Source organism: Arthrobacter sp. YD2 (genome assembly GCF_030410475.1).
Taxonomy (GTDB): Bacteria; Actinomycetota; Actinomycetes; order Actinomycetales; family Micrococcaceae; genus Arthrobacter_B; species Arthrobacter_B zhangbolii.
Map to the genome: position 1 here is coordinate 68,965 of NZ_JAUHHB010000004.1, position 20,083 is coordinate 89,047.

Sequence of the window (20,083 nt, forward strand, 5' to 3'; positions counted from 1 at the left end):
CGTGTGGGCGGCGGGGTGCTCACCTCCGTGTTCCAGCTGCAGTAATGTACTGATCCTATTCACTCGGGGGGACACCACATGGCATGCAACGGCTGCAGCACGGCTTCAAAACTCGACTTCGACTTCAGTATGGCGTTCCAGCCGATTTACGACGCCGCTGCCGGCCGGGTGTGGGGCTACGAGGCTTTGGTGCGTGGTGCCTCCGGGGAAGGGGCCTATGAGGTCCTGTCCAAGGTTTCACCGGAGCAGAAGTACCGCTTCGACCAGGACTGCCGGGTCAAGGCCATTGAGCTGGCCTCGCGCCTGTTTCCCGCGGGCGAGGAGCTGATGCTCTCCATCAACTTCATGCCCAAAGCTGTTTATGAACCGGCTGCCTGCCTGCGGGCGACCCTGAATACTGCCCGCCGGTGCAACTTTCCGATGTCCTCGATCATGTTCGAGTTCACCGAAAACGAAGAGGTCTCCGACACCGCGCACCTCACCAACATCATCACCGAATACCGCAAGCACGGGTTCACCACAGCCGTGGACGATTTCGGTGCCGGCCATGCAGGGCTTGGCCTGCTGGTTGATTTCCAGCCGGACCTGATCAAAATCGACATGAAACTCGTCCGCGGAATCGATACCAGCCCTGCCCGCCAGGCCGTCCTGGCCGGCATCATCGGCATCGCCCGCGACCTGGACATCACCCTGCTGGCCGAAGGTGTTGAGACCGAAGCGGAGTTCCTGGTGCTCAGGGATGCCGGAATCCGCCTGTTCCAGGGTTACTGGTTTGCCAAGCCCGCCTTCGAAGAACTTCCGCCGGTGCGCTTCGACGCCGTGCCGGAGGCCGGCGCGACCGTTTAGGCACACATCAGGGCCCGGCGGGGTGGACTCCCTGCAGGAGCGTGGTTACATGGGCCCATGTCTTCCCGATCAACGGCGGTGTGGCCGGCCGTGCACGCCGAGCGTCAGGCCCTGATCCAGGACCTGGAACGGCTCACCCCGGAACAGTGGGCCAGGCCTTCGCTGTGCCCGGGCTGGGACGTACACGACGTCGTCGCCCACCTGGTGGAGTCCGCGAAGACCACCCGGCTCGGCTTTGTCCGCGGGCTGATCGCCGCCCGGTTCGATTTCGATCGGGCCAACGCTGACGGTCTTGCCAGGGAACGCGGCGCGACGCCGGAGGCCACACTGGCTGAATTCCGCCGGGTCAGCGGGTTTACCAAAACCCCGCCCGCGGCGCCGGCTACCCGCCTGGTCGAAGCCATTGTGCACGGGGAGGACATCCGGCGTCCGCTGGGTATTGTGCGCTCCTATCCGGTTGGGCCGGTTGCCGCGGCCCTGCGGTATCAGCTCAAAACCGGTGTCTCGATGGGCGGCGGCAGGGAACGAGCGGCCGGATTCCGGCTTCGTGCCGCCGACGCCGGGCTGGACCACGGGTCCGGGCCGGAAGTTCTCGCCGGTTCCCTGTCCCTGCTGATGGCCGTGTCCGGACGCCCGGTTAGCGCGGACGCGTTCACCGGTGACGGTGCCGGGGATTTCCTGCACGCGCCGGCCCCGGGACAGGGCTAGGAAAAAGTTAGCCGCAGCCGGTGTAAGTTCCCTTCCGTCTGTGGTCGACTGGCGATACAACGGTGATGACAGCCCGCCCCGTTGGACCGGCATTCTCCGAAGGAGAGACCATGTGCCGCTGGCTAGCGTATTCAGGTTCCCCCGTCCGGTTGGATGACCTGCTCTACAAACCCGCGAATTCGCTGGTAATCCAGAGCAAAAACGCACGGATGGGAGCGGAGACCACCAACGGGGACGGATTCGGCATCGGCTGGTACGGCACCGAACCGATTCCCGGGCTGTTCCACAGCACGGAGCCGGCGTGGAGTGACCGGAACCTGCGCGAGCTCTCAGCACAGGCTTCTGCCGACCGGGTCTTTGCACATATCCGCGCCACCACCGGCACACCCGTCCAGCAGACAAACTGCCACCCGTTCCGCCACGGGCAATGGCTCTGGATGCACAACGGCGCGCTCGCCGACTTCCAGCACGTGAAGCGGGACCTCGCCATGGCAGTGGAACCCGGCCTGTACCCAGAGATCGAAGGGTCAACGGATTCCGAGCTGTTCTTTTACCTGGCACTGACTTTCGGACTGGAGGACGATCCCCGGGCCGCCGTCGCCGAGGCAGTGGGATTCATCGAGGATGCCGGGCGGCGGCACGGCGTCGAGCACCCGGTCCAAATGACAGTGGCGACCACCGACGGCGAGACCACCTGGGCCTTCCGCTACTCCAGTGAAGGCAGCTCCCGCTCCCTCTTCTGCAGCTCCGACATAACCGCCATCCAGGCCGAGCATCCGGACCACCCGCTGGTGCGGGACCTTTCCGCCGACACCCGGCTGGTGGTCTCCGAACCCCTGGGGGATCTGCGTGGGGCATGGCAGGAAATACCGGATGCCACGTGTGTTGTGGTTCGGGGAGGCGAGCAGGAGCTCTACCCGTTTGCCCCGTCACCTCCGGTCCCCACTGCAGTCTGAGGACCGACGGCGCCCGACCCGTGATGGTGGGGCTGTCAGCTGGAGGGCTCAGTGTCCTTATAGCGGTAGTCGTGCCGCAGCTTCCGTATTTGTTGCTGGCCGAAGTAGAGCGCGAGTCCGGCACCTGCAATGCATGCCACTGCTCCCAGGACATGCAGAACGGTCGGTTCGCGCAGCAGCAGGATGGCGAGGCCCCAAAAAACCACGGCCGCCAGTCCAGTCTGGAACCGCCACCAGCCGGTGCCTCGCCGGACAGCCGGGTGGTTTCTCGCATCCATGGGATTTTCCCTTTCAGCCGCAGTGATCGGACGCGGTCAGCAAACACCAGCCCGCCGGTCAGCACCAGCGTAGGCACATAGCCTGCCTCAGTCACCGGTGGCACTCCCGGACTAGGGACGGGCGGCAGCAATCCGCGCCGCGAAGCCGGCAAGTGAGTCCCTCAACGAGTCGGGACCAAGGACGGTGAACGGAGCATCAAAGCGCAGTGCCCAGGAGAGCAGCCCGGCCTCCGACCAGGAGCCGACCCGCACGCGGCAGGCGCTCTCTGAAATCTGCTCCAGCTCGCCGTCACCCAGCCACGGCGCAATCGCGGCGGCGGGAAGTTCGATCAGCAGCTCCCCGTAGCAGGGCCAGTCCGTGCCGCCGTCGGAACCCTTCAGGCGGGCCGCGAGGAACGCGGCAGCGTTCCCGGCAGGGACCGGCCGCGGGGCAAATACCGGGCCGGCCGGGAACCTGGGCGCCACCTTATCCAGCCGGTAGATCCGCCAATCGGCCTTCTCGAGGTCCCAGCCGATCAGGTACCAGCGGCCGTGGCGGGCGACGACGGCGTGCGGCTCCACACGGCGCGGCGGCCCGGACACGTCATTACCGTAGTCAAAGCGAAGCACCCGGCGGTCCCGGGCGGCGGTGCTGGCCGCTTCGAGGACCTGCGGATCCACCCGCACGGCGGCCCCGGCGTCGGTGAACCGGATTCCCTCCACACGGTGCCGCAGCCGGGAGGGCATCACCTGCTTCACCGTGGTCAGCGCCCGGGCCGCGGCGTCGTCCAGATTCACCCCGCTGGACGCGGCACTCTGGAGCGCGACGGCGATGGCCACGGCCTGCTCATCATCAAAAAGCAGCGGCGGCAGTTCCGCACCGGCCGCCAGCCGGTAGCCGCCGTCGGGCCCCTTGACCGCCTCGATGCTGTAGCCGAGCTCACGCAGCCGGTCCACATCGCGGCGCACCGTTCGCGAGGTCACGTCCAGTCGCTCGGCCAGCACCCGGCCCGGCCAGTCCCGGCGCGACTGCAGCAGGGAGAGCAGGGCGAGCATCCGCGACGAGGTTCCGGGCATGGTTTGAGTATGCCTGAAGTAGAGGACATAACCTGTCCTCTACCAGGTTCAGTCTGTTCTCAGGGCCGCAAAGGGCGGGCCTTTACAGAGGCAAAAGGACGGAACCCATGAGCATCAAAACCACCACCCACCTGAACTTCCCCGGCACCGCGGCGGACGCGCTGGCGTTCTACCAGTCGGTCTTCGGCGGCAGCGTCACCTCCGCCACCTACGGGGACTTCGGCATGCCCAAGGAGGTTCCGGGTGCCGAGAAGATCGTGTTCGGCCAGCTCGAAGCCCCGGACGGCTTCCGCCTGATGGCCTACGACATCCCCGGCCAGGACAGTGCCGACGCCGCCGCAACCGCCGGCACCACCCGCCGTGAAAACGGCACCACCATCACGGACCGGACGTTCTTCCAGTCCCTGCGCGGACAGAGCCTGGCGGAAGTGGACAAGCTCTGGGGCGCCCTGGCTGACGGTGCGCAGATCATCGAACCGCTCGCCGCCTCGGCATGGAGCCCCGGTTTCGGGATGCTCACCGACCGGTTCGGCGTGACCTGGGTGATCGACGTCGAGGCGCCCTACAACGGGTGAACCGCCGTCCCGCTACCGTCCCCGGGTGCCGCGCCGCCCGGGGACCGGGTTCATCGCGGACCCTTGTTCGGCCGGTGGCCTTGTTACAGTGGCGCGATGAGAACGCGTTCCTACAGCGAAGTCGATGTCTTCTCGGAGGAAGCCTACCGCGGCAATGCGCTGGCGGTAGTGCACGATGCCGACGGACTGAGCGCCGAGGAGATGCAGCGCTTCGCCGCCTGGACCAACCTCTCGGAAACCACATTCCTTCTGCCGCCGAGCAGCCCCGGGGCCGACTACCGGGTGCGGATCTTCACCGGCAGGGAAGAGCTGCCGTTTGCCGGGCATCCGACACTGGGCTCGGCCAGGGCCTGGCTGGATGCCGGAGGGAGGCCCAGGGCAAACGGAACGGTGCTGCAGGAATGTGCCGCAGGCCTGATCCCGGTGCGGGTGGAGGGGGATTCACTGGCCTTCGAAGCGCCGCCGCTTACCCGTTATGGGCCGGTTGATGAAACGCTTCTCCGCCGGGTGGCGGAGGTGCTCGGGATCCGTCGGGAGGAGATCCTTGATGCCTCATGGCTGGTGAACGGTCCGCAGTGGATCGGTGTCCGGCTTGCCTCGGCCCGGGAGGTCCTGAACCTGCAGCCCGATCCGGGCAAGGCAGGCGATCTGGAAATCGGTGTGGTGGGACCGTACGACGACGCCGGTGAGGCCGACTTTGAGGTGCGTGCCTTCGTGGGCGGAGACCCCGTGTGGGAAGACCCGGTCACGGGCAGCCTCAACGCCGGCCTGGGGCAGTGGCTCACCGACACGGCTGTGGCGGCACCGCCCTACACGGCGTCGCAAGGATCCGTCCTCGACCGCCACGGTCGGGTTCGTATAACCCGGCGCGAGGGGAAAATCTGGGTTGGCGGCACGGTCACCAGCTGCATCGAGGGGACTGTGCGGCTGTAGTTCAAGGCGCCTGTCGTTCGAGGCGCCTGTAGTTCATGCCGACCAATCTAGCGGGCGGGGCTTTCACTGCTGACCGGTTGCATGCATTACAAGTTACCGGTACCGTGCAGTGCATGACACCTACTGCTGAGTCTGTTCTGACTCAACTCCGTAAAGGCACTGTGGACTACTGTGTCCTCGCCTGTCTGCGCTCCGGACCGGCCTACGGGCTGGAAATAGCTGAACGGCTAGGGGAGGGGAAAGTGCTGTTCGCCAGCGGAGGCACTCTCTATCCGCTGCTGTCGCGGCTGCGGCAGCAGGGATGGGTCACCACCACGCTGGAGCCCTCACCCGTGGGGCCGCCGCGCCGCTACTACCACCTCACGGATGAGGGTACGGACGCGCTGCAGGTTTTTACCAGGACCTGGCACCCGTTCGCTGCAGACGTTACAACCATGGTTAAGGAGAACTCATGACTACCACCGAACCGATGCCGTCACTGTTGGAGGCGTACTTCGCCGATCTGGACCGCGCGCTGATCGGCACGGACCCGCGCGAGCGAGCTGAGACAGTCCAGGCCATGCGGGAGGATGCCGCAGAGATGCTCAACCGGGAGGGAACTTCGGAGCAGAGCGCTAAACGCATCATCGCCGAATTCGGCCCGGTAGAACAGATTGCTGCTGCCGCCACGTCCGCACCCACACCCGGCCCGGCTCCCGCACCGCGTTCCTGGCCCGATATCTGGCTGCTGGTTGGCTCTATCGCGGCCCTCGTGTATTGGATTCTGCCGTTCATTGGTGTTGCGATGCTGGTTTGGGCCATCGTTCGGATTCGGCGAAACACCGGAAACCGCACACTGCAGCGGGTAGCTCTGTGGATCTCCATTGCATCGGTGGCGCTCTCCGGCGCGATATTCCTCCTGCGCCTCGGCTGACTGCTTACCTGATCCCGAAGTCGAAGCCGCTCTTGCCGTTGCCGAACCGCTCCCGCAGGAAGTTGCCCGTGTTGGTCAGCTCCGCGGATGTGCGGCGGTGGCGGCTGGCATGCAGGGTGTCCGCCTGGCCGCGGAGCAGCTGCAGCTGCTCCGCGAGTTCCTGGTTGGGGGTCCGTCCGCTGGCCTGCGGGGTCTCGAGCATGCGCGGCGGGATGGCCAGGTAGCTGCGAAGGACGCTGGGCAGGTAGTCCCGCACGGTGGCGGAGAGTTCGTACTCAAACTGCGGGTCACCCAGCGGCTCACGCTCTTCGGCTTTGATCACCGAATCCAACGTCCGGCAGGTTTCCAGCACACTGGCATACGCCTGCTCCGGAAGGCGGTTCCGGTTCCGTTTCGCCAGAGAAGCAGACCACGACAGCGCCTGAGACAGCCCCTGTGTTGCCGCCGATGCCTCCGTCGCGGCCGGGTCGCCTGGCTGTCCTGCATCCGGGGAAGGGGTCATGCCGAAGGGCCGCCATCCGCGGGCTCTCGGGTGCAGCCACAGGTCCCGAAGGTGATAGGACCGCATGCCGGAGACGGCAATAATCCCAAGGACCACAAAGGTGCCGAAAAGGAACGAGGTGGCACCAGCGGTGACGGCCAGGATGCAGGCGACGTAGAGGGCGCCTTCGAGGATCACTTTGACGTTTTTCCTGCGGATGCCGATCATCAGGACCAGTAGCGGCAGGAAAGGAAAGAAGAAGACCGCGACGGCCACCTTGAAGATGTTCTCCAGAGTTAGACGAGACATCATGATCCTCTCGTGAGATGACGGCCATCAGGGCAACCGTCTTCTCCCGTGCGCACGAGTGGCGGCCCTGTCTCCAGGCTCAAATCCAGTCTAGCCGCGAGGCTGGATGCATGGGTGGGTACGGACCGTCTGTTCGCTCCCGGCATCTCCCGCCCGGTTCAATGGTGTGCGCTTACGAAGAGGAGACAGCAGCTGCTGCCGGAAAGCGGTGATATTAGAAGGGGGCGGCACCGGACCTGTCGATGAACGTGCCGGTGGGGCCGGAACCGCCGCGGGTGGCCAGCTCCACGATGGCGTCCGTTCCCTCTTGTAACGTCTGGGTGCCCTGCTGCCGGTTGAAATCAGTGGCGGTGTAGCCCGGGTCCGCAGCATTGATGCGGAGCTCCGGGAACGCCTTGGCGTACTGCACGGTCAGCATAGTGACGGCGGACTTGGAGGAGGTGTAGAGCGGCATCACCACGGTGGACTCAACACGCTCCGGGTCGTGCGCAAAGCCGAAGGAGCCCACTCCGCTGGTGACATTCACGACCGTTCCCTCGTCGGACTCCCGCAGGAGCGGCAGGAAAGCATGCATCATGCGGACGATGCCCACCACATTGGTGCCGTACACCGCCTCTGCATCGGCCGCCGTCAGGTCCTCCGCCTGGGCGAAGGGTCCGGGAATGCCCGCGTTGTTGACCAGGACGTCCAGGCCGCCGGCAGCTGCCACGGTTTTGGCGGCGGCCTCCACGGAGGAATCGCTGGTGACATCGAGCTGTACGAACGTGCCGCCGAGTGCTTCGGCCGCTTCCCGCCCACGGATTTCATCGCGCGCCCCCATCCAGACGGTATGCCCCGCTTCGAGGAGACGGCGTGCTGTTTCATAGCCCAGGCCTTTGTTGGCGCCGGTAATCAGTGTTGTTGTCATGGCCCTAGTCTTGACCCGCTGCGGACCGATGTCGTGGCACGGGCCAGCATATGGACTGTCAGTGCCACCCAGAACCGGTTTGCGGCTGGCAGACTCTCTCCATGAAGGATTCTGGCTTGGGTGCCCTTCTCCGTTCCTGGCGCGACCGACTGCAGCCGGCGGACGCGGGCCTTCCCGTCTACGGCTTCCGGCGGGCGCCGGGGCTGAAGCGGGAGGAGCTGGCCCAGCTGGCAGGTGTCAGTGTTGATTACCTGGTGCGCCTCGAGCAGGGCCGCGCCCGCCGGCCCTCCGCCCAGGTGGCAGCGGCGCTGGCACGTGCGCTGCAGCTGAGCGACGCCGAACGCTCCCATCTCTTCGAGATTTCCGGGCTGCTTCCGCCCGGGCCCGGAGAAGTGCCGGCGCATATCCCGCCCGGCGTGCAGCGGCTGGTGGCGCGGCTCGGTGAAGTACCGGTGGCCGTATTCACCGCCGCCTGGGACCTGCTCTCCTTCAGTCCGCTGTGGGCTGCCCTTCTCGGGGAGCCCACCCCGCCCGACAAGGGCCGTCCCAATCTCCTGCGCTCGCACTTTGCCGGGAGAACGCTGGGCAGCAGCGGAATCCGGATCATCTGTCCGGAGGGCAGCCTGGAGATTTTTGAAGCCTCCCTTGTGTCGGACCTGCGCCGTGCTCGCGGTCGGTACCCGCATGACCAAAGGGTGCAGGAACTGATTGCTGATCTGACTGCATCCAGTGAACGGTTCCGGGCACTGTGGGACAGCGGAACCGTCAGCGAGCACCAGTCCGAAATGAAAGTGGTGCAGAACGCCGTCGTCGGGGATGTGGAGCTGGACTGCGACATTTTCACCGTGGCCGGCACGGACCTGCACATTGTTGCCTACACCGCGGCCGCCGGATCCGAGGCGGCAGGAAAACTCGATTTCCTGCGCGTATCGGCTGTCTCGGCTGTCTCGGCGGCACTTCAACTGGACGGTTGAGGAGACCCGCCGGCGCTGCCTCCACGTCCCTGCTCACCACTCGCCGCGGGTGGGCGTACGGCACTTCCGTGCGTCGTCGGGCATCGGCATTTCGGCGCGCAGGCCCAGCAGCCGGATCGGACGGCCGGGTTCGATGGCGCCGGCCGGGTCCAGCGAGCGGGCCAGGACCTAGCGGTTTTTACCGCGGCGCGAGCACGGCCGCAGCCCGCTCCAGGGTGCCGGGAATGAGGGAGTAATAAGCCCAAACTCCCCGCTTTTCACGGTTCAGGATGCCCGCGTCCACGAGGATCTTCAGATGATGGGACACGGTGGGCTGCCCCAAGCCGACCGGGCCGGTGAGATCGCAGACGCACGCTTCCTTGTTCTCCTGGGCCGCAATGAGTGAGAGAAGGCGCAGGCGCGTAGGGTCCGCCATGGCCTTGAGCAGCCGGGCGAATTGCTGGGCATCCTCAAGACTGATCGCTTCGGACGTCAACGGCGCGCAGCAGGCTGCGGGATCGGTAGCTGTCTGGGCGGAGGTCACCTGTCCATTATGCCGATAAATTGACACCCGTCGATGCCTGGGAGAATACTCGAGATCGAAGAACGTCGATATATTCCTGCCGACCGCTATGAATCCCGTCCCCGCCAGAGGAGTTCCGTGAGCACCCCCGCCCCGCCCGCCGACAATGTCACCGGGCGGCTTTCCACCCTGGACCGGTTCCTGCCCGTATGGATCCTGGCCGCCATGGCAGCGGGCCTGCTGCTGGGCCGGCTGGTTCCCGCCATTGGCCCCGTCCTCGACTCGGTGAGCGTGGGCAACGTGTCCCTGCCCATCGCCGTCGGCCTGCTGGTGATGATGTATCCGGTGCTGGCCAAGGTCCGGTACAACGAAACCCGCACCGTGGTGGCGGACCGGAAACTGATGCTCACCTCGCTGGTCCTGAACTGGGTGGCCGCCCCCGCGTTTATGTTCGTGCTGGCCTGGATCTTCCTGCCGGACCTGCCCGAATACCGGACCGGACTGATCATTGTGGGACTCGCCCGCTGCATCGCCATGGTGATGATCTGGAATGACCTGGCCTGCGGGGACCGTGAGGCTGCCGCCGTACTGGTGGCCATCAACTCCGTGTTCCAGGTTCTGGCCTTCGGTGCGCTCGGCTGGTTCTACCTCCAGGTGCTCCCCGGCTGGCTGGGCCTGGAAACCACTAGCATGCAGTTCTCCTTCCTGGCCATCACCACCAGCGTCCTGATCTTCCTGGGCATCCCGCTGCTGGCGGGCTTCCTCACCCGCATCCTGGGTGAAAAAGCCCGCGGCCGGGACTGGTACGAGCAGAGGTTCCTGCCAAAACTCGGCCCCTGGGCGCTCTACGGCCTCCTGTTCACCATCGTTTTGCTGTTCGCGCTGCAGGGGGACAGCATCACCTCCCGCCCGCTGGATGTCGCCCGGATTGCGCTGCCGCTGCTGGTGTACTTCATTGTTGTGTTCGGCGCCGGTATGGTCCTGGGCAGGGTCCTGGACCTGGGGTACCCCCGCACTGCCACGCTCGCCTTTACCGCCGCGGGCAACAACTTCGAACTGGCCATCGCCGTGGCGATCGGCACCTACGGCGTGACCTCCGGGCAGGCACTAGCCGGCGTCGTCGGGCCCCTGATCGAAGTGCCCGTGCTGGTGGGCCTGGTCTACGCCGCCCTGTGGGCGCAGAGGAAATACTGGCCCGCTGCTCCCGTCCCCGCCGTTTCCACAGAAAAGACCAACCGATGAGCGCCAGCCAGAAACCCTCCGTCCTGTTTGTCTGCGTGCACAACGCCGGCCGCTCACAGATGGCCGCCGCCTACCTCCGCAGCCTGGGCGAGGGGCGGATCGAGGTCCGGTCCGCCGGCTCCGCACCCGCCGGGTCCGTGAATCCTGCCGCCGTGGCTGCGATGGCCGAAGACGGCATCGACATGTCCGCGGAGCTGCCCAAGGTGCTGACCACGCAGGCCGTGCAGGAATCCGACGTGGTGATCACCATGGGCTGCGGCGACGCCTGCCCCATCTTCCCCGGGAAACGCTACGAAGACTGGAAGCTCGAGGACCCCGCCGGCCAGGGTGTGGAAGCTGTCCGGCCCATCCGCGATGAGATCAAGGCCCGGGTTTCCGCACTCATCACCGACCTGCTGCCCGCGACCCAATACCCGCGCTGAAGAGGAACACACCATGAACACTTCCGACCTTCCCGTCGCCGTGATCGGTGCCGGACCGGTAGGTCTGGCCGCCGCTGCCGAGCTGGTGGAACGCGGTCTCACCCCGGTCATTTTCGAAGCCGGGCCAACACCGGCTGCCGCCGTGGCGGCCTGGGGACACATCCGGCTCTTCTCACCGTGGCAGTACGACGTCGACCCCGCCGCCCGCCGCCTGCTCACTGCTGCCGGGTGGCAGGAACCGGATGCCGACACCCTGCCCACCGGCGCCGAGCTGTGGGAAGGGTACCTGCAGCCGCTGGCTGCGCTCCCCGCGATCGCCGGCTCCCTGCACACCTCCACCCGCGTTGTGGCCGTCAGCCGCGAAGGCCTGGACAAAACCCGTACCGGCGGCCGGGAGAACACCCCGTTCCTGATCCGGACGGAAGACGTCCGGGGTACGGTCACCGAGTACCGGGCACGCGCCGTCATTGACGCTTCCGGCACCTGGAATACCCCGAACCCGCTGGGACAGGCCGGGCTGCCGGCCCCCGGGGAAGCCGAGGCGCTGGCGGCAGGGCTGATCACCGGTCCGCTGCCTGACGTTCTTGGCAGGGACCGTGCACGCTTTGCCGGTAAGCACGTGCTGGTGGTCGGCGCCGGCCACTCCGCCGCGAACACCCTGCTGGCCCTGGGCGAGCTGGCCGAACAGCAACCCGGAACCCGGATCAGCTGGGCCATCCGCAGTGCCTCCGCGGCCGGGGTGTACGGCGGCGGCGACTTGGACGGGCTGCCGGCCCGCGGCGCACTGGGCAGCCGGCTGCGCTCCCTGGTGCAGGAGGGCCGGATCCAGCTGCACACTTCCTTCACCATCACCGGGTTCACGGCCGCCGGCACCCTGTCCGTGGCCGGGAAGACGCCGGCCGGGGAACAACTGTTGGAGGTGGACCTGCTGGTGCCCGCCACCGGCTTCCGCCCCGACCTGGGCATGCTGCGCGAAATCCGGCTGGACCTTGACCCTGCCGTGGAGGCGCCGCGGGAACTCGGACCGCTGATTGATCCCGAGTTCCACAGCTGCGGCACAGTGGCACCGCACGGCGCCACAATGCTGTCCCACCCGGAGCAGGACTTCTACATTGTGGGCATGAAGTCCTACGGCCGGGCGCCCACCTTCCTGATGGCCACCGGCTACGAGCAGGTCCGTTCCATTGCTGCCGCATTGGCCGGAGACCGGGAGGCCGCCGATGACGTGCAGCTGGTCCTGCCCGAAACCGGTGTCTGTTCCACGGATCTGGGCGGCAGCTGCGACGCACCGGCGGGCGGCGGAGCAGCTGAAGCCTCCTGCTGCGGAACCGCGCCGGTGGAACCCGAGCCGGCGTCGTCGTGCTGCGGGACCGCGCCGGAACCGGAGCCGGCGTCGTCGTGCTGCGGGACCGCGCCGGAACCGGAGCCCGCGTCGTCGTCGTGCTGCAGTGCGCCGGAACCGCAGTTCCTTGGCATTCCCACCGGACTGGCCCACGGCCGCTCCGCAGCACAGGGGAACTGAATGCCCGCTGCCCGGGTGTTTTCGGGTTGCCGTACAGCTAACGGCCCTATCGGCCGGTCAAAAGCCCGCTATCTGTACACTCGACGGCGTCGCCTGCGGGAATTCCCACGCTTGGTGACTGGTGGGGCACGTGGGACCTCACCGGAATCATCGGCACCACTGACTGGGAAGTTCTGCGGTGGTCGGGGCGGCAGCAGGAAACAGACCCCAAACCAGCACAAAGCCGGGCCTCCCTGGGGCTGCCCGGCTCCGCTGTGAAGATTGGTGCGCGAACGAGTGCTACTTCTGCTCGTCGTCCTTATTGCCGCTCATGGCGTCCTTGGCCTTCTCCTTGGCCTGGTCCACCTGCTCGGGGTGATCCTTGGCTGCATCCTTCGCCTTGTCTGCCATTCCGCCCAGATCTGCCATGGGATTCTGCCTTTCCACGCTAGGGGGCCGAAGCGCGTGCCCACTTCCTCGGTTGGTAGGACCCATCCTGCACCCGCGCGCCACCGAACGTAACCCCTATCAGGTACGCCGGCGGAGGGCAGGCCCCTTGACTAGGTGTCCTCAGAGAACTAGGCGCTTTCCTCAGAGACGCGGATGAGGATCTTGCCGGTGATGCCATTTTCGACGGCGTCATGTGCGGCGGCGGTTTCCTCCAGCGGGAACCAGGTCAGCGGCAGTCCGGCGGAGCCGCCCACCGGCAGGGCACCGTCGCGGAGGGCTGCGGTGATGTCCTCGGCGGCAGCATGCTGGGCGTCTTCACCCACCGTGTAGATGAGCACACCCTGCCAGCGGACGTTCTTGGCGAAGCTGGCCACGATGGGTGCAGTGAATTCTTCGCCGTTGTTGTTGGCGTAGTAGGCAATACTGCCGTGGTTGGCAATCACTTCCACGTCGAGGGCGGCGTTCTGCGCGGGGGAGACCTCCACAATCTGGTCCACACCGTTCGGGGCTACCTCGCGGATCCGGTCCGCTTCGGCGTCGTCGGGGTAGCGGACAATATGGTGGGCCCCGGCGGCAGTAGCCAGTTCAGCCTTCGCATCGCTGCTCACCGTGGCAATCACGGTGGCTCCGGCCCAGACGGCGAACTGGATTGCAGCGTGCCCGACGGCGCCGGCACCGCCCTGGACCAGCACGGTGCGTCCGGCGAGGGCCCCGGGGGCGAGCCGGGCAGGGCCGTGTTCATGCACGGTCAGGGCGCGGTGCGCCGTCATGGCGGGCACGCCGAGGCTGGCGGCGACGTCAAACCCGATGCCTTCAGGCAGCTTCACCGCACGGTCCGCGGGGAGGACAGTGAATTCCTGTGCAGTGCCCGTGGGGCGGCCGTGCGCTGCCAGGTAAATCCACACGCGGTCACCTGGCTGCAGGTGCGTGACCCCGTCGCCGACGGCGTCCACCGTACCGGCACCGTCCTGGTTCGGCACCACCTCGGGGAACGGAGGTTCCCCGGCGGCGCGGGCCTTCCAATCGGTGGGATTCACGCCGGAGATAGCGACGCGGACCCGCACTTCGCCCGGACCGGGCGCGGCGACGTCGCGCTCCGCGAGTGAAAGGACGGATGAAGGACCGGTGGCGGAGTACACGATTGATTTCATGGGCGGTACAAGTGCGGTGACCGGCGATCTATTCCCGCCGGCTGCCTTCCGCGGAGGTACACCCATCGCGGAAAAACCGGTAACGGGTTAGCCTGACCCCTATGTTGACCGGCTCGGACAACCCGCGCGAGGAAACTCTGGCACATCGTGGTGCCGGGGCTCCCTGCCGGGCCGATGTCTGGGAAGTCTTCGACGAACTGCTGGAACGGGAGGCCGACCCGTCAACAGTTCTGCAGAGCGTGGCCAGGGTCCTGGGCCGCGGAGCCGGTTTCCGGGCGCCGGACGGGGCAGGGCTCACCGTTGATGCGGACGGGGCGGTACGGCGCGGCACGGGCCCCCTCCCTCGTGGCGCGCGCCGGATCCCGGGAGGTCTGCAGGTCTGGCTGGACGGATTGCCATGCCCGGAGGAGGATCTGCTCCTGCGCCGCCTCGGGATCACCGTGAAGGTGGCCCTGCGGCAGTCAGCCAGGGGTTCCCTACCGGCCGCCGAGGTGGTTTTTGATGCGAACCGCCGTCCGGATGAGCGGCTCACGGCGGCACGGCAGCTGGGGCTTTCCGCGGCTGAACTGCTCACCGTCATCGGTATCAGGGGCCCGGCGGAGGGGGTGCAGGAACTGGTGCGGCGGATCGGGAAAACGGCCTCGGTGCTGTGTACCTACGATGACGGGAAGGCCCTGTTCCTCGCAGCCGCAGGCGTAGCGGATACGCTGCAAAGCCTGGCCGTACCGACCGGGGTGCGGGCGGCGTTCTCACGCGGCGTCAATGTCCCGGACCTGCCGGCAGCTCACACCGAGGCGCTCCTGGGGCTGCGCTACGCTCTGCCGGCAACCCATGACAGTGCGCCCTATCCCACGAGTGAAGCGGTGCTGGTGGAGACAGCGGCCTTGGGCGGGTATGCCCTGCTGCCGGCGTACCTGACCCGGGAGCAGATAGACACCGTGGAGGACGTCCACGTACTCGATGCCTTGCGGAAGGCACACGGTCCGGAGATGCTGCGGATCCTCGAGGCGGTCGCGGCAACGGACTCCGTCCGGCAGGCAGCGCGCTCGGTGTATCTGCACCACAACTCCGTGGCCTACCGGGTTGAGCGCGCCGAGCAGGCACTGGGCTTCACCATCACGGAACCGTACGGACGGACCCGGCTCTTCATTGCCCTCTGTCTGCGCCGGGTCCGCGACTCCGCGGAGCAGGACACGTCCGGCACCTAAGGCCTGGCCGGGTCCTGAAACCGCCAGATGGCGTGCGCCGGAGGGTTTGTTGAGCCACTTGGCCGAAGACGTGTCCCCGGGTTCGATAAAGACTGATGGGCACCAGAAAGCCTGGGCCGGCAATGACGCCGGAAAAGGACGGAGTGTCCCGATGACTGTATCGGACGGGCAAACAACCGACTACGACGCCGTAATTGTGGGCGCAGGGTTCGCAGGCATGTACATGTTGAAACGGCTGCGCGATGACCTGGGGCTCAACGTACGGGTCTTTGAACGGGGAGACGGGGTAGGCGGGACCTGGTACTGGAACAGGTACCCGGGGGCGCGGTGCGACGTTGAGTCACTGTTTTATTCCTATTCCTTCTCGCCGGAGCTCCAGCAGGAATGGCAATGGACCGAGCGCTACCCGACCCAGCCGGAGATCCTGCGGTACGCAAACCACGTAGCTGACCGGTTCGGGCTTCGTCCCGACATTGCCTTCTCCACCTCGATCGACAGCGCCCGGTACGACGAAGCGCAGGATCGCTGGACGGTATACACGGACGACGGCCTCGTTACCACCGCGCAGTACCTGATTACCGCCGTCGGCTGCCTCTCTGCCTCCCGCGTGCCGGACTTCGAGGGCATGGAGACCTTTAGCGGGCCGACGTACCACACCGGGCGGTGGCCCCATGAGGAGGTCGACTTCACCGGCCGCCGGGTGGCGGTGATCGGCACCGGATCCTCGGGAATCCAGTCCATCCCCGTGATTGCCGCTCAGGCGGCGCATGTCACGGTCTTCCAGCGGACTCCGAACTTCTCGGTGCCGGCGGTGAACGGACCGTTGAGCGCTGCAGAGATCGAGCAGACCAAGGCGAACTACGAGCAGCTGCGTCAGGCGGCACGGATCTCGCCCACCGGGACGAATCCCGCGGCCCCCATCGGCAGCGCACTTGAACTGCCCGAGGATGTCCGGACCCGGGAAATGAAGGAGCGTTGGGACTACGGCGGTGCGGGCTTCCTGTCCGCGTTCATCGATACGGGGGTAAACGCCGAAGCCAACGAGGTGGTGGCGGAGTTTGTCCGTGACCGGATCCGCGAGGTAGTTGAGCGCCCGGATATCGCCGACCTCCTGGTGCCGCGGGACCATCCGATCGGGACGAAGCGGATCTGCGTGGACACGGACTACTACGCAACCTACAACCGGGACAACGTCACCCTCGTCAGTGTCCGCGAGACGCCGATTGAACGGATCACCGAGCGCGGTGTGGTGGTGGCAGGGGAACTCTACGAAGTGGATGACATTGTCTACGCCACCGGTTTCGATGCGATGACCGGCCCACTGAACGCCATCGACATCCGCGGGACGGACGGCGTGGCACTCCGGGAGAAGTGGGTAGCCGGGCCCCGCACCTACCTGGGCATCGCCAGCGCGGGGTTCCCCAACCTCTTTATGATCACTGCCCCCGGCAGCCCGTCCGTGCTGAGCAACATGATGGTCTCGATAGAACAGCACGTGGACTGGATTACCGACCACATCGCGTACGCCCGGGACCACGGCGTCACCAGGACCGACGCCGACCCGACGGCGGAGGAGAACTGGGGCGACCACGTCAACGAGGTAGCCAACATGACCCTCCATCCCCGGGCGGCGTCCTGGTACATGGGCGCCAATATCCCCGGTAAGCCCCGGGTCTTTATGCCGTACATCGGCGGTGTCGGTGCCTACCGCCAGCTGTGTGACCAGGTGGCGGCGGATGGTTACCGCGGTTTCACCCTCAAAACCTCCAACGATGTACGCCCCTCCCGGCAGTCAGCTTCGCAGGCCCCGGTGCCTGCCGAATCCTGACTCCGTCGAATCACTCCCACCTCCCAACAGAATGAAGGACGCCATGACCCTGAAACCCGCTTCATCCATCAGTTCCCGGCATCTGATTGACCCGGAAATTGTCGATCTTCTCGACGTTTTCCCGGTCCTGAACCTTTCGGCCGAGACTCTTCCGAGTGTCCGCGAAATGATGGGAGCCCCGGTCGAGGATGCCCCGGACCCCCAGGAACTCTTCCCCGACGTCACGACCACCGAGTACTTCGTCCCCGGCGCCCAGGGCGACCCCGACGTGCGGGTCCTGTACTACGAACCCAAAAACAAAACGACGACGTCCTCTGCCGCGATGGTCTGGATCCACGGCGGGGGATACGTCATTGGGTCCGCCGACGCCGACGAGATTCTGTGCCGCCGGATTGTCGCCGAGACCGGGGCATCCATAGCCTCGGTGGACTATCGGCTCGCCCCCGAGACAGCGGCGCCGGGTCTGGTGGAGGATTGCTATGCCGCGCTTCGGTGGCTGCATGGCAAAGCCGCCGAGTTCGGCATCGATGCTGCCCGTATTGCGGTGGGGGGTGCCAGCGCCGGCGGCGGGCTGGCTGCCTGCCTGGCGATCCTGGCCCGGGACCGCGGCGAGTTCCCCATCGCCTACCAGCTGCTGATCTACCCGATGCTGGATGACCGCACGGCCAGCACCCGGGACCCGCACCCGTACGCCGGTGAGTTCCTGTGGACGCAGTCGGACAACCGCTTCGGCTGGACCTCGATCCTTGGCCACGAACCGGGCATCGACGGCGTATCACCCTATACGGCCGCCGCCCGGGTGGAGAGTGTGGCCGGACTGCCGGCGGCGTTCATCAGCGTGGGTGCCCTGGACCTGTTCCTGGAAGAGGACATCGACTATGCCCGCCGGCTGATTGCCGCAGGCGTGCCCACCGAACTGCATGTTTACCCGGGGGCCTACCACGCCTATGACATGAACCCGCAGGCCCAGGTCACCGGGTCCTATTTCCGGGACTTCCTGGGCGGACTGAGCCGGTCACTCAAGGGTTAGCTGCACTGTTTGAAAGAGCGGCGGTCCGGTACACCCGGGCCGCCGCTTCGGCGTCCGCGGCCGCTTTCAGGCCGCGCTCACCGGCCGAAGCGCTCGCGGACCAATCCGATCAGCTGCTTGAGCTCGCTGACCCGCAGCAGACGCAGCATGCCCAAGTAGACGGCGAGCATCAGCACACCGCCTACGGCCAGCACCACCACGGAGTTGAGCCTGGACTGCCAGAAATAGCCGCCCACCTCGTTGGCGCCGAACACCCCGCACAGGGCTGCGCCGGAAGCGGCGGCGGCAAGCCCGGCGAGGGCAAGCCGGACATACACGTCGAAAACGTGCCCGGCCCCGTAGGGTCCGATGGCCCGGGTGAGGAAGAGATGGCTCACGACGACGGCGATCACGTTACCCAGGGAGTAGGCGGCCGCGAGCGTGGGCACAATAAAGCGCGGGTCCAGCATGCCGGCGGTCAGGGCAAGGGCCACCCCCACGGCGGAGAGGATCAGCTGGATTTTCAACGGCGTCCGAACATCCTCGGCGGCATAAAAGACGCGGGTGAGGAAGAAGTTGATGCTCAGGAACGGGGTACCGACGGCGAGGATGGCGATGATGGTGCCGTTGAGCGTGGCCACCTCGGGGGATTCGCTGAAGAGCATGCCGAGCGGGCCGGCCAACGCCAGCAGGGCGGCCGCGCCGAAGACAGTGGCCACGCCGGTGAACCGCAGCCCCCGGGAGAGTACCGCCCGCACTGCGGCAAGATCGCCGTTCGCGGAGGCGGCGGAGAGCTGGTTGAACATGATGGTGGCCAGGGACAGGGCTATGACGGCGTGCGGAAGCTGGTACATCAGGACGCCGGTATCCAGGTTGCTGGAGCCGGCAATCTGAACCGGCGGATCCTGCGCCAAAAGACCTTTCCGTGCGTCGGAGGCGATGGTGGCAATGCGCAGGTTTACGAAGTACAGCCCGTTGCCCACCAGCATCGTGATGATGGTGACGGACGCCAGTCTGCCGGTCCGTCCCAGCCCGGTCCCACGCAGGCCGAACCTGGGTTTCAGGCCCAGCTTGAGCCGTTGAAGGGGAATAAGCAGGACCAGGGCCTGAACGGCCACACCGAGTGTCATGCCCCCTGCCACCAGGAGGGTCTGCGCCGAGGTCCAGGTCTCGGGGGTGTGCTCCTGCGTGCCTTCGCCGCCCATCACCACCAGGAAGACCGTCAGAAACGCGATGGACACCACGTTGTTCACCACGGGAGCCCACATATAGGGGCCAAAAGAGCCGTTGGCATTCAGGATCTGGCCCACCACGGCATACATCCCGTAGAAGAAGATCTGCGGCAGGCACCAGTAGGCAAACAGCGTGGCCAGCTGCAGGCGTTCATCGGTGAAACCGGTGGTCAGATCCACGATGAGCGGGGCCGCGAGGGTCGCCAGGACCGTGAGGACCAGTAGTACGGCGGCGGCGAGGGTCAGCAGCCTGCTGACGTAGTCCGCTCCGCGGTCCGGCTGCCTGCTCGCGCGGATGATCTGCGGAACCAGGACGGCGTTAAAGACGCCGCCGGCAACCATCAGGTAAATGAAGTTGGGCAGGCTGTTCGCCGAGTTGAACGGATCCGAGACTCCGCCGGCCGTACCGATGGCGGCGGCAAGCAGCGCCGTCCGGATGAGGCCGAGGATCCGGGAGGCCACGGTGCCGGCCGCCATGACGGCGCCGGCGCGGACGGTAGACCCCGCCTCTGCAGGACCGTCAACGGCCGCGGGCGCCGCGTTCGGCTGCGGACCGGAGGGTGTACTCATATCGGCCATCGTTTCACGGCACCGGGAGGGAC

The 20,083-nt window shown here is 66.4% G+C and carries 22 protein-coding genes and 1 pseudogene; 14 read left to right on the forward strand and 9 right to left on the reverse strand.

Annotation, left to right across the window (positions count from 1 at the left end; all coding sequences use genetic code 11):
- Positions 1–78 precede the first annotated feature (78 nt).
- From QWJ37_RS15070 to QWJ37_RS15080, 3 genes are all read left to right on the forward strand, one after another.
- A complete protein-coding gene (locus QWJ37_RS15070; protein WP_290245813.1) occupies positions 79–846 on the forward strand; it encodes an EAL domain-containing protein in 768 nt (255 codons plus the stop codon).
- 57 nt (positions 847–903) lie between these two features.
- Positions 904–1,554, forward strand: coding sequence for a maleylpyruvate isomerase family mycothiol-dependent enzyme (locus tag QWJ37_RS15075; protein ID WP_290245814.1), 651 nt, complete (start codon positions 904–906; stop codon positions 1,552–1,554).
- A gap of 110 nt (positions 1,555–1,664) precedes the next feature.
- Positions 1,665–2,510 carry a class II glutamine amidotransferase gene (locus QWJ37_RS15080; protein WP_290245815.1) on the forward strand — a complete coding sequence of 282 codons (846 nt, stop codon included), beginning with the start codon at positions 1,665–1,667 and terminating at the stop codon, positions 2,508–2,510.
- 35 nt (positions 2,511–2,545) lie between these two features.
- On the opposite strand, the gene QWJ37_RS15085 is transcribed toward QWJ37_RS15080, so the two are convergent.
- Positions 2,546–2,788 carry a hypothetical protein gene (locus QWJ37_RS15085; protein ID WP_290245816.1) on the reverse strand — a complete coding sequence of 81 codons (243 nt, stop codon included), beginning with the start codon at positions 2,786–2,788 and terminating at the stop codon, positions 2,546–2,548.
- Between the two features lie 111 nt (positions 2,789–2,899).
- Positions 2,900–3,844, reverse strand: a complete 945-nt coding sequence (locus tag QWJ37_RS15090; RefSeq protein WP_290245817.1) for a WYL domain-containing protein — start codon at positions 3,842–3,844, stop codon at positions 2,900–2,902.
- Between the two features lie 107 nt (positions 3,845–3,951).
- On the opposite strand from QWJ37_RS15090, the gene QWJ37_RS15095 reads away from it, so the two are divergent.
- The 4 genes from QWJ37_RS15095 to QWJ37_RS15110 all read left to right on the forward strand — a co-directional run bounded on the left by QWJ37_RS15095 (position 3,952) and on the right by QWJ37_RS15110 (position 6,265).
- On the forward strand, positions 3,952–4,419 hold the full coding sequence (locus tag QWJ37_RS15095; RefSeq protein WP_227929306.1) for a VOC family protein: 468 nt from the start codon (positions 3,952–3,954) through the stop codon (positions 4,417–4,419).
- A gap of 96 nt (positions 4,420–4,515) precedes the next feature.
- Entirely contained in the window at positions 4,516–5,352 is an 837-nt protein-coding gene (locus QWJ37_RS15100) for a PhzF family phenazine biosynthesis protein (RefSeq protein ID WP_290245818.1), read from the forward strand.
- A gap of 161 nt (positions 5,353–5,513) precedes the next feature.
- Positions 5,514–5,807: a PadR family transcriptional regulator gene (locus QWJ37_RS15105; RefSeq protein WP_341482044.1), complete on the forward strand. Its 294-nt coding sequence runs from the start codon at positions 5,514–5,516 to the stop codon at positions 5,805–5,807.
- The gene (locus QWJ37_RS15110; protein ID WP_290245819.1) at positions 5,804–6,265 is read left to right on the forward strand and encodes a hypothetical protein; all 462 of its coding nucleotides are present in this window, start codon (positions 5,804–5,806) and stop codon (positions 6,263–6,265) included. Before QWJ37_RS15105 ends, QWJ37_RS15110 begins: the two co-directional genes overlap by 4 nt.
- A gap of 4 nt (positions 6,266–6,269) precedes the next feature.
- Here QWJ37_RS15110 and QWJ37_RS15115 read toward each other — a convergent pair whose 3' ends face one another.
- The gene (locus QWJ37_RS15115; RefSeq protein WP_290245820.1) at positions 6,270–7,055 is read right to left on the reverse strand and encodes a hypothetical protein; all 786 of its coding nucleotides are present in this window, start codon (positions 7,053–7,055) and stop codon (positions 6,270–6,272) included.
- A gap of 214 nt (positions 7,056–7,269) precedes the next feature.
- Positions 7,270–7,962, reverse strand: a complete 693-nt coding sequence (locus QWJ37_RS15120) for an SDR family NAD(P)-dependent oxidoreductase (RefSeq protein WP_290245821.1) — start codon at positions 7,960–7,962, stop codon at positions 7,270–7,272.
- A 101-nt stretch (positions 7,963–8,063) separates the two neighbouring features.
- Here QWJ37_RS15120 and QWJ37_RS15125 point away from each other — a divergent pair, with 101 nt between their 5' ends.
- A complete protein-coding gene (locus tag QWJ37_RS15125; protein WP_227904813.1) occupies positions 8,064–8,936 on the forward strand; it encodes a helix-turn-helix transcriptional regulator in 873 nt (290 codons plus the stop codon).
- 33 nt (positions 8,937–8,969) lie between these two features.
- Here QWJ37_RS15125 and QWJ37_RS15130 read toward each other — a convergent pair.
- Positions 8,970–9,104 (reverse strand): annotated as a pseudogene (locus QWJ37_RS15130) (DNA polymerase IV); the annotation flags it as partial.
- Positions 9,105–9,114: 10 nt separating this feature from the next.
- Complete coding sequence (locus QWJ37_RS15135) at positions 9,115–9,459, reverse strand: metalloregulator ArsR/SmtB family transcription factor (RefSeq protein WP_227904814.1); 345 nt, start codon at positions 9,457–9,459, stop codon at positions 9,115–9,117.
- A 117-nt stretch (positions 9,460–9,576) separates the two neighbouring features.
- Here QWJ37_RS15135 and arsB point away from each other — a divergent pair, with 117 nt between their 5' ends.
- The 3 genes from arsB to QWJ37_RS15150 are packed head-to-tail and all read left to right on the forward strand — an operon-like array spanning position 9,577 to position 12,624.
- Positions 9,577–10,680: an ACR3 family arsenite efflux transporter gene (arsB, locus tag QWJ37_RS15140; RefSeq protein WP_290245822.1), complete on the forward strand. Its 1,104-nt coding sequence runs from the start codon at positions 9,577–9,579 to the stop codon at positions 10,678–10,680.
- Complete coding sequence (locus tag QWJ37_RS15145; RefSeq protein WP_290245823.1) at positions 10,677–11,102, forward strand: arsenate reductase ArsC; 426 nt, start codon at positions 10,677–10,679, stop codon at positions 11,100–11,102. Before arsB ends, QWJ37_RS15145 begins: the two co-directional genes overlap by 4 nt.
- 13 nt (positions 11,103–11,115) lie before the next feature.
- The gene (locus QWJ37_RS15150) at positions 11,116–12,624 is read left to right on the forward strand and encodes an FAD-dependent oxidoreductase (protein WP_290245824.1); all 1,509 of its coding nucleotides are present in this window, start codon (positions 11,116–11,118) and stop codon (positions 12,622–12,624) included.
- Between the two features lie 279 nt (positions 12,625–12,903).
- Here the strand turns inward: QWJ37_RS15150 and QWJ37_RS15155 are convergent, their stop codons facing one another.
- Together QWJ37_RS15155 and QWJ37_RS15160 are read right to left on the reverse strand one after the other, a co-directional pair.
- Positions 12,904–13,032, reverse strand: coding sequence for a hypothetical protein (locus QWJ37_RS15155; RefSeq protein ID WP_290245825.1), 129 nt, complete (start codon positions 13,030–13,032; stop codon positions 12,904–12,906).
- A 149-nt stretch (positions 13,033–13,181) separates the two neighbouring features.
- A complete protein-coding gene (locus QWJ37_RS15160) occupies positions 13,182–14,204 on the reverse strand; it encodes an NADPH:quinone reductase (RefSeq protein WP_290245826.1) in 1,023 nt (340 codons plus the stop codon).
- 101 nt (positions 14,205–14,305) lie between these two features.
- On the opposite strand from QWJ37_RS15160, the gene QWJ37_RS15165 reads away from it, so the two are divergent.
- The 3 genes from QWJ37_RS15165 (at position 14,306) to QWJ37_RS15175 (ending at position 18,270) form a co-directional block, all read left to right on the forward strand.
- Complete coding sequence (locus QWJ37_RS15165) at positions 14,306–15,412, forward strand: helix-turn-helix domain-containing protein (protein WP_290245827.1); 1,107 nt, start codon at positions 14,306–14,308, stop codon at positions 15,410–15,412.
- A 151-nt stretch (positions 15,413–15,563) separates the two neighbouring features.
- Positions 15,564–17,240: an NAD(P)/FAD-dependent oxidoreductase gene (locus QWJ37_RS15170; protein WP_269436368.1), complete on the forward strand. Its 1,677-nt coding sequence runs from the start codon at positions 15,564–15,566 to the stop codon at positions 17,238–17,240.
- Positions 17,241–17,283: 43 nt separating this feature from the next.
- On the forward strand, positions 17,284–18,270 hold the full coding sequence (locus QWJ37_RS15175; RefSeq protein WP_227904825.1) for an alpha/beta hydrolase: 987 nt from the start codon (positions 17,284–17,286) through the stop codon (positions 18,268–18,270).
- Positions 18,271–18,347: 77 nt separating this feature from the next.
- On the opposite strand, the gene murJ is transcribed toward QWJ37_RS15175, so the two are convergent.
- Positions 18,348–20,051 carry a murein biosynthesis integral membrane protein MurJ gene (gene murJ, locus QWJ37_RS15180; protein ID WP_290245828.1) on the reverse strand — a complete coding sequence of 568 codons (1,704 nt, stop codon included), beginning with the start codon at positions 20,049–20,051 and terminating at the stop codon, positions 18,348–18,350.
- Between the last annotated feature and the right edge of the window lie 32 nt (positions 20,052–20,083).